Below are 11,109 nucleotides of genomic sequence, written 5' to 3'. Positions count from 1 at the left end.
GCGGGTTGATGGAGGTTGCGTGAACCCGCACCAGTACTTGTCCTGCCTGCGGTGCGGGTTTGGCCACTTCGCTCAGTTCGAACGCGTTCGGGCCGCCAAAGGATTTGAGTACTTGCGCTTTCATTGTAAATCCTCGTATCTATGAGGCTTGAGAGTGCTCAAGCCGAGCATGTTTCTTTCAGCATGCGATTCACAAAGAGGTCGCAGGCAGCGCTCTTGCTTGTTCCTCTGGCCGCCGGGTAGAAAAGAGTATTGCCAGCGGCAGTCATTTGCCTTGGACCAAACGATGGTTCTGGAATCAGGGTGTTGTGATAAGTTCAGATGCGCAGACGTGCGGCAAGGCTGAGCGTACTGGCGAGACTTCAGGAACACACTTACGGAGTTCTTCAGGCCTTGCACGTCGGCAGATGTCGTGTCGCCTGCGGAGCATCAGTGACTATGGTGTTCACGGGCATATTCCTTATTCAGGCTGGTTACTTACTCGATAGCTTGAAGTGATTCCGGCAGGACCTGGCCACCATCGATAATCAGGCTTTGCCCCGTGATGTAGCCGGCTTCGCGGCTGGCAAAGAACATGACAGCGCTGGCAACGTCTTCGGGAGTGCCCAGGCGCTTGGCCGGAATCGAAGCGGCTACGCCGGCCTGGTACTCGGCATCCACATCCAGGAAGCCTTCGGTGATGATGTTGCCGGGGAGTACCGCATTGACGGTGATGCCGTCCTTGGCCAATTCGATCGCCGCAGTGCGCATGAAACCCAACTGCGCTGCCTTGCTCGCGCCGTAATGAACCCAACCGGGTGAACCGGTGACGGGGCCCGTAATCGATGAGGTGAGGATCACTCGACCGTATTCGGCCCGTCGCAGGAGGGGAAGGGCGGCTTGCACGCACAGGAATGTGCCCTTGGCATTGGTTGCCAGCACCCGATCCCAATCGGCTTCGCCCAGGTTTTCCAGGGTCGAGATGGGGAAGATGCCAGCATTGCAGCACAGCACGTCGAGCCCGCCGTGCATCTCATCCAGAGTACGCATCAATGCCTTGACGGAAGCGGAGTCAGCCACATCGGCGGCCACCCCTTGTACGTGCAGCCCATCAGCGCGCATACCGGCTGCGACGGCTTCGACCTTTTCAGCGCTGCGGGCGGTGATCAACACGCGCGCGCCCTGAAGCGCAAACTGCCTGGCAATGCCAAGGCCTATGCCACTGCTGGCACCGGTGACCAGGACACTCTTGCCACTTAATGACGAGAACATCTGCACAGCTCCTGTCCAATTGGGTTGACTGGCATCGTCAGTCAAACCGTGGATATCCGCTTGACCGCTTGGCACATTTTTGTGCTCAGCGATCAAAACCCAGGAAAAAACAGGGTCTATGCTTTGCAGTTCAGTCATCGACTGGCCTTCAAGTATCAGCGTTGGCCGCTCCACTTGGCCTTCTTGAACTTGTCACTCATTCGAGGAAAACCGATAGAAAGAGACCGGCGGTCGCTGAAAATTCAGGTTGTATCGAATGTTGATAAGCTGGATGGCATTCACCTTCAGGATGAGTGTCAAAAAGCAGCATGAAGCTTGCATGGATGTTTTGCTTGTCAAAACCGACTTTAACGGTCCCATCAGCACTTGTCTGAGAGGTTGCCATGCAACTTGCCACTACGCGACGACTCGCCGATCAGCTTCAATCCATTGGAGTCCTCAGTTCGGCTGCAACGGGCTTGGCTGAATTCATCCAGCAGAAAGGTGGCGATGCAGACCGAATCTTCGGTCATGCGGGGTTCGACCCGGAACACTTGCAGCATCCAACTTTGAGCCTTGATCTCAAGCAGTATTGCGCCGTTTTCGAAGAGGCCGCTCGCCAGACCCAGGATGACAATTTTGGTTTGCGCTACGGTAATCAGTTCAAGCCCGACAGCCTGGGTATGCTCGGCTATGTTGGCATCTGTTCGGAAACCCTGGGAGACGCACTGCGTAACGTGGTGAAGGTGTTTCCTGTCCATCAGCAAGGCAGTCTGCTGCGGCTTGAGGTGGAGGGCGAATGGTGCCGGCTCGATTACCAGGTCCAGTACGGTGCGATCTTTCGCAAGCGTCAGGACGCTGAATTGTCCATGGGCATGTTCACCAACCTGATGCGTCACGCCCTCGGCCAGAAATGGGCCCCTGAGCGGGTTCATTTCGAGCATCCTCAGCCGGAGGCCTGGCACGAGCACTGTAAGGCCTTCGATGCTCCCGTCTTCTTTGGCCAGCCTTGCAATTCGCTGATGTTCAGGAAGAGTGCGCTGGAGAAAGCCATGCCCGACCGGGATGGTCGCCTGCTGGCCATCGTCATGGAAAGCATGGAACTGTTGGCGCGCCAATGGGGCGAACAGCAGGGGGGGCATGGCATCATCAACGATGTGCAGGCGCAGATCCGAATTCAGCTGGCCGAGGGTGAACCTAGCCTCGAGCAAGTGGCGGACCTGCTGAACATTACAAGTTGGAGCTTGCAGCGACGGCTTGGCGAGAAAGGGTTGACCTTTTCCGCTCTGGTCGAAAAGGTGCGCCAGGAACTGGCCCAGTATTACCTGACCCGGACGAGCTTACCCATCTCCGAGCTCGCACTTCTGCTTGGTTATTCAGAGACCAGTGCTTTTTCGCGCGCTTTCCGGCGTTGGCACGGGGCGAGTCCGAAACAGTGGCGCAAGTCTGACGCGTAATTCGGTCGGCATCTCAGGACCCGATGCCGCCGCCAAAGCGCTATTTCTTGAACGTGTCCGAATTTCGTTCATGGCGCATCATCGTAGTGCGACCTGGGCGAACCCATCGTTCAAATATCGCCGGCATAGATCAACGCTTTGTTTTGCCCAGTTCGCACCCAGGTTGCGTACTTGCTGGGTGTCAGCATGGGTTCCGGTCCAGGCCAGAAGCTGGATGCGCCGCTGGATGATGAAGGTCGGGATCATGGCAATGTCGTACGTCGTCAAACGATTAACCGCCGCATAACCGGCCAGCCAATGTTCGATCCAGTCATTCAATCGATCATGATGCTCGTAGAAGCTCAGGGCTGAAGCCAGGTCATGCATGTACCAGCCAAAACCGCAGTCATCGAAGTCGATAACGTGCGTGTGTTCATGATCGACCAGCAGATTGGCCAAGCGCAGATCGGCATGAATCAAACCGTAACGCTTGGCGTCCTGACCGTAGCTCGCCAGCTCGCTCTCCACGCGCTGTAACACCTCCTCGATCAAACCAAACGCGCTGCTGTCCAGATTGACCGCATCTCGCCAGTTGCCCCAGTGCCCCTCGGGGCCGACCATGCTTTGGTGATTCCAGACAATCCGGCGAAAGTCGGCAGGACGCTGCCATTGCTGGCTGTGCTGATGCAACTTTGCGGTAATGGCGCCCAGCCGCATGAAGGCACTGACGTCGACATCTGCAGTGGGCTCGGCCCCGTTGACCCAGTTGAACAGCACCAGATTGAGTTCCTTGCCAACACCTGTCTCAGCACTCTGCACATAGTGCCCATCCAGGCCAATGATGGGCCGCGGAACTCGAATGCCTGATGCCTGCAGAGCGCTTAGCCAGTCCAGTTCGCTCTCGATATCGGACCGCTGGTGATAGCCATGCTTGTGCACGCGCAGGGCATAACGATGCCCGCTCGGTGTGTCGATACGATACGTAGCGTTCTCTGAGTGACACAGCAGTGTTACTTGCCCTTGCACATGGGGTGGGTAGCAAAGCGCGAGCGTGCGAATCGCCACATCTTGCAGGGTCTGAAGGCCGATCTCTTCTTCTTTTGCAGTGCTCATGTGCCAGCTCCAGCGTGTTCTGAGGAAAGTCAGCATCAGGATGGAGAGACTGTCGCGGGTGTGCTTGACCCTGGGAGGGGTGAATCTGACTGCAGAGGACAATTACTAGATCCAAGGCGAGAAGTTGACCGCAGCGCAGATAACGAATCTGCCAAGGTCAAGTCACGAGAAGAAACCAGCGGCACTATTTTCATCACGCATCTGATACCTGGATGCCGCTTCCGGTACTTCTTTGCACGTCTAGTGAGGCCGTTCACCATGTTGAAAACCAACGCTTTTTCGCAGGAAAGCAGTAACTCACTCTCGCCGCGTACCCGCGAGATGATCGAGCGTCGGCGGCGTTTGCTAGGCCCTGGCTATCAATTGTTCTATCAGAACCCGCTGCACCTGGTGCGTGGTGAAGGTGTCTGGGTCCACGATGTCGATGGGCAGCGCTACCTGGACGTCTACAACAACGTACCCTCGGTCGGACATTGCCATCCGCATGTTGTCGAGGCGCTGTGTCGTCAGGCGCGCCTACTCAATACGCACACTCGTTACCTGGACGACAACATCCTGGATTTCGCGGAGAAACTGCTGGGCACCATGCCCGCCGAGTTGAGCCAGGCAACGTTCACCTGCACGGGCAGCGAGGCCAACGACCTGGCCGTGCGTATCGCCCGTGGATATACCGGCGGCACGGGTGTGATCGTGACCCGCTACGCCTATCACGGGCTTACCGCCAGCATTGCCGAGTTGTCCTCTTCGCAGTTTTCGCAGATCGCGGCGAGCCCTTGTGTGCGCACGGTTGCGGCGCCGATACATAGCCCGGAAAACCCCGATGAAGTCGGCCGACGTTTCGCTGCCGATGTGCGTGCTGCGCTGGCTGATATGCGCAGTCACGGTATCAAGCCGGCGGCACTGCTGCTGGACTCGTTCTTCACCAGCGATGGTGCCTTCTTCGAACCGTCCGGTTTCTTGCGCGAAGCCGTCGAGGCCGTTCGAGAGGCCGGCGGCCTGTACATCGCCGATGAAGTCCAGCCGGGCTATGGGCGTTCGGGACGTCATATGTGGGGCTTCCAGTGCCATGGTCTGGTACCGGATATCGTCACCCTGGGCAAGCCGATGGGTAATGGCCACCCAGCCGCCGGCATCACGGTCAAGCCGCAGATATTGGAGCGTTTCGCCAACGAGTCCGGTTATTTCAACACCTTTGCAGGCAATCCGGTTTCGTCCGCTGTCGGCTTGGCGGTACTGGAGGTGATCGAGCGGGAAAACCTCATTGCCAATGCCCACGAGTCCGGCACGTTCATGCTCGATGGTCTCAAGCACCTGGCTGCTCGCCACCCGGTCATCGGTGATGTGCGCGGCATGGGGCTGTACCTGGGCGTCGACTTCACCACCCCGGAAGGTGCGCCCGATGTAGCGACTGCTGCACAAGTGGTCAATGGCCTGCGAGAGGAGCACGTGCTGATCGGCGCTGCTGGCCCACATGCCAATACTCTCAAGATTCGCCCACCGCTGGTATTCCAGCGTGAGCATGCAGAGATCTTCCTGAACAGCCTGGAGCGCGTGCTCGAGCGACTTTGACCGGCGCGGTGGTACTGCGCCCGACAATCACAACAACAATGTCACGGAGAACACCATGATCTACGCGAAACCCGGAACACCCGATGCGGTGATCAAGCTCAAGCCGCAATATGGCAACTATATCGGTGGAGCGTTCGTGGCCCCGGTCAAAGGTCTGTATTTCAGCAATACCAGCCCGGTCGATGGCTCGTTGATTGGTGAATTCCCACGCTCGGGCAGTGACGATATCGGGTTGGCCCTGGACGCCGCCCATGCCGCCGCCGATGCCTGGGGCAAGACCTCGGTCCAGGAGCGTTCGCACATCCTGCTGAAAATCGCCGACCGCATCGAGGCCAACCTCGAACTGCTGGCCGTGGCTGAGACCTGGGATAACGGCAAGGCCGTACGCGAAACCTTGAATGCCGACGTGCCCCTGGCCGCCGACCACTTTCGCTACTACGCCGGGTGCATCCGCGCCCAGGAAGGCAGCGTCGCCGAAATCGATGAACACACCGCGGCCTATCACTTTCACGAGCCCCTTGGCGTGGTCGGGCAGATCATTCCGTGGAACTTTCCGTTGTTGATGGCCGCCTGGAAACTCGCTCCCGCCCTGGCCGCAGGTAACTGCGTGATCTTGAAGCCTGCCGAGCAGACGCCGTTGTCGATTACCGTGCTGATGGAGCTGATCGGCGACCTGCTGCCGCCGGGCGTGCTCAATGTGGTGCAAGGCTATGGCCGCGAAGCCGGTGAGGCCCTGGCCACCAGCAAGCGTATCGCCAAGATCGCCTTCACCGGTTCGACCCCGGTGGGTTCACACATTCTCAAGTGCGCCGCCGAGAACATCATCCCCTCGACTGTGGAGCTAGGCGGCAAGAGCCCGAACATCTTCTTCGAAGACATCATGAACGCCGAGCCTGCCTTTATCGAAAAGGCCGCCGAAGGCTTGGTGCTGGCGTTCTTCAACCAGGGCGAGGTGTGCACCAGCCCGTCGCGCGCACTGGTGCAGGAGTCGATCTACCCGCAGTTCATGGAAGTTGTGCTGAAAAAGGTGCAGCAGATCAAGCGCGGCGACCCGCTGGACACCGAGACCATGGTCGGCGCCCAGGCCTCTCAGCAGCAGTTCGAGAAGATCCTCTCGTACATGGACATTGCCCAGGAGGAGGGCGCTGAGCTGCTGAGCGGTGGCAAGGTGGAGAAGCTCGAAGGCTCCTTGGCCACCGGTTACTACATCCAGCCGACCCTGCTCAAGGGCCACAACAAGATGCGCGTGTTCCAGGAGGAGATCTTCGGCCCGGTAGTGAGCGTCACCACCTTCAAGGATGAGGCCGAGGCTCTGGCCATCGCCAATGACACCGAGTTCGGCCTGGGCGCCGGGGTGTGGACCCGAGATATCAACCGTGCCTACCGAATGGGTCGCGGCATCAAGGCTGGCCGCGTATGGACCAACTGCTACCACCTGTACCCGGCACATGCCGCATTTGGCGGCTACAAGAAGTCCGGGGTAGGGCGCGAGACCCACAAGATGATGCTCGATCACTACCAGCAGACCAAGAACTTGCTGATCAGCTACGACATCAACCCGTTGGGGTTCTTCTGAGTACTGCCATAGCCACTCCCCAATTTGCCTCACGCCGCCTTGCAGGTGCATGGCGGCCGTCATGAAGAGGACCCAACTTATGTCCATTCAACAAGAACAAACAATCAGCCTCGCGCACGGTGTCGAAACTGAAAATGTCGATGCGCAATATTTCCAGAGTCGACAGTTGAAACAGGGTGCAGCGGGATGGGTGCTGCTTATCGGCCTGGGTGTTGCCTACGTGATATCGGGTGATTTTGCCGGCTGGAACTTCGGCCTGGCCCAAGGTGGGTGGGGCGGCATGTTCCTCGCCACCTTGCTGATGGCTGCCATGTACCTGTGCATGTGCTTCTCCATGGCCGAGTTGTCTTCGATGATTCCCACCGCAGGTGGCGGTTACGGCTTCGTCCGCACGGCTTTCGGGCCCTGGGGCGGCTTTTTCGCCGGCGCTGCGATCCTTATGGAGTACGCCATAGCGCCGGCCGCTATCGCGGTTTTCATAGGCGCCTACTGTGAGTCACTGTTCGGCGTTGGTGGCTGGCCGATCTACCTGGCGTTCTACACGGTGTTCATCGGTATCCATGTGCTCGGTGCGGGAGAGGCCCTGAAGGTGATGTTCGTCATTACGGCAGTGGCGGCTATCGCACTTGGCCTGTTCATCGTGGCTATGGTTCCGCACGTCGAGGTCGCCAACCTGTTCGATATCCCGGCGAGCGAAGCCAAGGGCGCCAGCAGCTTCCTGCCATTTGGCTATGTCGGCATCTGGGCTGCGATTCCTTACGCGATGTGGCTATTCCTGGCCGTGGAAGGTGTCGCTTTAGCCGCAGAGGAAACCAAGAACCCTACACGCGACCTGCCACGTGGCTTGATCGGCTCGATGCTGGTGCTGCTGATCTTCGCTGCGTTGATTCTGTTTGTTGGCCCGGGAGCGGCCGGTGCCCAGGCGCTGATGGATTCCGGTAATCCGCTGGTGGCGGCCCTGGAGGCAGTGTATGGGGGGTCGACCTGGATGAGCCAGTTCGTCAACCTGGTTGGCCTGGCCGGACTGATCGCCAGTTTCTTCTCGGTGATTTATGCCTACTCGCGGCAGATCTTTGCCCTGTCACGAGCGGGCTACCTGCCACGCAAGCTGTCGGTCACCAATCGCAACAAGGCGCCGGTTCACGCGCTGGTGGTACCGGGTGTCATCGGCTTCGGTCTATCGCTGACGGGGCAGGGTGACCTGCTGATCCTGGTCGTGGTCTTCGGCGCGACGTTGTCCTACGTGCTGATGATGGCGGCGCATATCTCCCTGCGTATCCGTCGCCCGGACATGCAGCGTCCGTATCGCACGCCAGGCGGCATCGTCACGTCGTCATTCGCCTTGATCCTGGCGGCGATCGCCCTGGTCGCCGGCTTTCTGGTCGATCCGAAAGTGATGATGGGTACTGCGGCAATCTACGGGCTCTTCATTGCCTACTTTGCGCTGTACAGCCGTCACCACCTGGTGTCTGGCACGCCAGAGGAAGAGTTCGCGGCTATCCAGAAAGCCGAAGAAACGCCTCATTAGCCGCAAGGCGAGGCCTTTCAACACCTGAATCAGAGCTAACAATCAGCCACTGAAGGCTACCTGCGCGGCGACCTGGCGGGTGGCCTTTCTACAGGAAAACCTCATGTCGATTTTCGAAACTGGCCTGACGCCCTTGGCGGTTAACCACGTAGCGCTCTCACCGCTGAGCTTCATCGAGCGCACCGCGGCTGTTTACGGACAATATCCTGCGGTCATCCACGGCGCTGTCCGACGTAACTGGCAAGACACCTACGAGCGTTGCCGGCGTCTTGCCAGTGCGCTCAGCCGCCGGGGTATCGGTAAGGGCGATACGGTTGCGGTGATGCTGCCCAACATCCCGGCGATGCTCGAAGTGCACTTCGGCGTGCCGATGATTGGCGCGGTGCTCAACACGCTGAATGTACGCCTCGATGCGCCAGCGATTGCCTTCATGCTTGAACACGGCGAGGCGAAGGTGTTGATCACTGACCGCGAGTTCCACACCGTGATCCGTGAGGCCCTGAGTTTGCTGGCGCATCCGCCATTGGTGGTCGATGTCGACGACCCCGAATACGGCGAAGGCCAGGCGGTCAGCGACCTGGACTACGAAGCGTTGCTGGCGGAGGGCGACCCGCAATTCGCCTGGCTGTGGCCGGAGGACGAATGGCAGGCCATCTCACTCAACTACACCTCCGGCACCACCGGCAACCCCAAAGGCGTGGTCTATCACCACCGTGGCGCCTACCTCAACGCGTTGGGCAACCAGATGACCTGGGCGATGGGTAACCATCCGGTGTACCTGTGGACGTTGCCGATGTTCCACTGCAATGGCTGGTGCTATCCCTGGACCGTCACCGCGCTGGCGGGTACCCACGTTTTCCTGCGCCGGGTCGAGCCGCAGAAGGTGCTTAGCCTGATTCGCGAGCACCGTGTCAGCCACCTGTGCGGCGCGCCAATCGTACTCAATGCGCTGGTCAATTTGCCGGATACAGACAAGGCGCTCATCGAGCATCCGGTCGATGCCATGGTGGCCGGAGCAGCACCGCCGGCGAAGGTCATTGGCGCGGTTGAGGAGATGGGCATCAAGGTCACCCATGTGTACGGGCTTACCGAAGTCTATGGGCCGGTGACGGTGTGCGCGTGGCATGGTGAATGGGATGAGAAACCGCTCGACGAGCGTGCCAGGATCAAATCACGTCAAGGGGTGCGTTATCCGACACTGGAGGGGCTGATGGTGGCTGATCCGCAAACCTTGCAACCTGTGCCGAACGACGGGATTACCCTTGGCGAAATCTTCATGCGCGGCAACACAGTGATGAAGGGCTATCTGAAAAATCCTGATGCGACCCGCGAAGCTTTTGCTGGAGGTTGGTTTCACACCGGCGACTTGGCTGTACGACACCCGGACGGCTACATCGAAATCAAGGACCGACTGAAGGACATCATCATTTCCGGCGGCGAAAATATATCCACCATCGAGATCGAGGGCGTCCTCTATCGCCATCCGGCAGTGCTGGAAGCTGCCGTAGTAGCCCGACCGGACGAGAAATGGGGGGAAGTACCTTGTGCGTTCATCACCCTTAAAGAGGGGTATAGGGCCACTCGAGAGGAGGACATCGTTGGATTTTGTCGCGAGCAGCTGGCCAGTTACAAATTGCCTAAAACCGTGGTGTTCCGTGAGCTACCGAAGACCTCGACGGGCAAAATACAGAAGTACTTGCTGCGCGACTGGGCCAGGGCGCTCTGACAAAAAACGCGGCCATGGGCGCTTGTCGTACGTACGCTGGGGGGCTTGGTACAACCCTGCGTACAGCGAGCCCTGTTGAAAGCTGTGGGTATGGGCGTGATCAAGACGAGCGAGGCATTCGCCTCATGAGTCTGAGTGGCTGCTAATCACTCAGGCGCCCCCGGAAGCGTTTCGCTCACATGCTCCGGTATTGTTTTTGGTCACCTGTCAGCGTTTCGGGCCCGGATGTTTGTGTTCTTGCTGTTCACGAGCTACTTCGTTGCGCAGGGATTACGAAGGCCACTCGGCGTTGTCCTGCGCCTTTCGCCGCAAATATTGGCAAAAGCCCACATCGTCCTGGCCGCGGCAAGATACCAACCGATATACACAGGATGAACGAGCACGCCCACAGGTCCGCTTCATCCAACCATCAACCCATTCGGTGGTAATGGAAGTGCCGTCTTGTAACGTACCTGCTTCAGCGCAAAGCTCGAGCGAATGTTCGCGACGCCGGGAATTTTGGTCAGATGATTAAGGATGAAGCGTTCCAATGACTGAATGTCAGGCACTAGCACGCGTAGCAAGTAATCGGCGTCCCCTGTCATCAAATAGCATTCCATCACCTCCGGCCGCTCGGCAATCGCGCTTTCAAAACGCGCCAGCGCATCGACCACCTGTTTCTCCAAGCTGACATGGATGAACACGTTGACATGCAGTCCCAGCAGCTCCGGGGCCAGTAGCGTGACCTGCTGACGAATCAGTCCCAGTTCCTCCATAGCCTTGACCCGATTGAAGCAGGGGGTAGACGAAAGGTTGACCGCCCGCGCCAGTTCGGCATTGGTTATGCGCGCATTCTCCTGCAGACGATTGAGAATCCCGATGTCAGTCCGATCCAGCTTTCGCATGAAATTTATTCTCCTTAATCAAATTTTTAAAGAATATTTGACTGGAT

General features: G+C 58.5%; 9 protein-coding genes and 1 pseudogene. 5 read left to right on the top strand and 5 right to left on the bottom strand.

Annotated elements, in window-relative coordinates; all coding sequences use genetic code 11:
- The 3 genes and pseudogenes from GV002_RS24420 to GV002_RS24125 all read right to left on the bottom strand — a co-directional run.
- A pseudogene (locus GV002_RS24420) lies at positions 1 to 124 on the bottom strand (NADPH:quinone oxidoreductase); the annotation flags it as partial.
- Positions 125 to 477: 353 nt separating this feature from the next.
- A complete protein-coding gene (fabG, locus tag GV002_RS24130) occupies positions 478 to 1,389 on the bottom strand; it encodes a 3-oxoacyl-ACP reductase FabG (RefSeq protein ID WP_256667187.1) in 912 nt (303 codons plus the stop codon).
- 58 nt (positions 1,390 to 1,447) lie between these two features.
- Positions 1,448 to 1,636: a hypothetical protein gene (locus GV002_RS24125; RefSeq protein ID WP_160020769.1), complete on the bottom strand. Its 189-nt coding sequence runs from the start codon at positions 1,634 to 1,636 to the stop codon at positions 1,448 to 1,450.
- On the opposite strand from GV002_RS24125, the gene GV002_RS24120 reads away from it, so the two are divergent.
- Positions 1,635 to 2,687, top strand: coding sequence for an AraC family transcriptional regulator (locus GV002_RS24120; RefSeq protein WP_160020768.1), 1,053 nt, complete (start codon positions 1,635 to 1,637; stop codon positions 2,685 to 2,687). The two genes, GV002_RS24125 and GV002_RS24120, sit on opposite strands and share 2 nt — an antisense overlap.
- 78 nt (positions 2,688 to 2,765) lie before the next feature.
- On the opposite strand, the gene GV002_RS24115 is transcribed toward GV002_RS24120, so the two are convergent.
- A complete protein-coding gene (locus GV002_RS24115; protein ID WP_160020767.1) occupies positions 2,766 to 3,779 on the bottom strand; it encodes a phosphotransferase enzyme family protein in 1,014 nt (337 codons plus the stop codon).
- Positions 3,780 to 4,037: 258 nt separating this feature from the next.
- On the opposite strand from GV002_RS24115, the gene GV002_RS24110 reads away from it, so the two are divergent.
- From GV002_RS24110 to GV002_RS24095, 4 genes are all read left to right on the top strand, one after another.
- Positions 4,038 to 5,348, top strand: a complete 1,311-nt coding sequence (locus GV002_RS24110) for an aspartate aminotransferase family protein (RefSeq protein ID WP_160020766.1) — start codon at positions 4,038 to 4,040, stop codon at positions 5,346 to 5,348.
- 55 nt (positions 5,349 to 5,403) lie between these two features.
- Positions 5,404 to 6,924 carry an aldehyde dehydrogenase family protein gene (locus tag GV002_RS24105; RefSeq protein WP_160020765.1) on the top strand — a complete coding sequence of 507 codons (1,521 nt, stop codon included), beginning with the start codon at positions 5,404 to 5,406 and terminating at the stop codon, positions 6,922 to 6,924.
- Positions 6,925 to 7,003: 79 nt separating this feature from the next.
- Positions 7,004 to 8,452: an ethanolamine permease gene (eat, locus tag GV002_RS24100; protein ID WP_160020764.1), complete on the top strand. Its 1,449-nt coding sequence runs from the start codon at positions 7,004 to 7,006 to the stop codon at positions 8,450 to 8,452.
- 103 nt (positions 8,453 to 8,555) lie between these two features.
- A complete protein-coding gene (locus GV002_RS24095; RefSeq protein ID WP_160020763.1) occupies positions 8,556 to 10,178 on the top strand; it encodes an acyl-CoA synthetase in 1,623 nt (540 codons plus the stop codon).
- A gap of 398 nt (positions 10,179 to 10,576) precedes the next feature.
- On the opposite strand, the gene bkdR is transcribed toward GV002_RS24095, so the two are convergent.
- The gene (bkdR, locus tag GV002_RS24090; protein ID WP_160020762.1) at positions 10,577 to 11,062 is read right to left on the bottom strand and encodes a Bkd operon transcriptional regulator BkdR; all 486 of its coding nucleotides are present in this window, start codon (positions 11,060 to 11,062) and stop codon (positions 10,577 to 10,579) included.
- Positions 11,063 to 11,109: the final 47 nt, after the last annotated feature.

The organism is Pseudomonas sp. 8O, from assembly GCF_902506495.1.
Lineage (GTDB): Bacteria > Pseudomonadota > Gammaproteobacteria > Pseudomonadales > Pseudomonadaceae > Aquipseudomonas > Aquipseudomonas chaetocerotis.
Note: the sequence above shows the minus strand (reverse complement) of the source record. Positions and strands in the feature narration are given on the sequence as shown.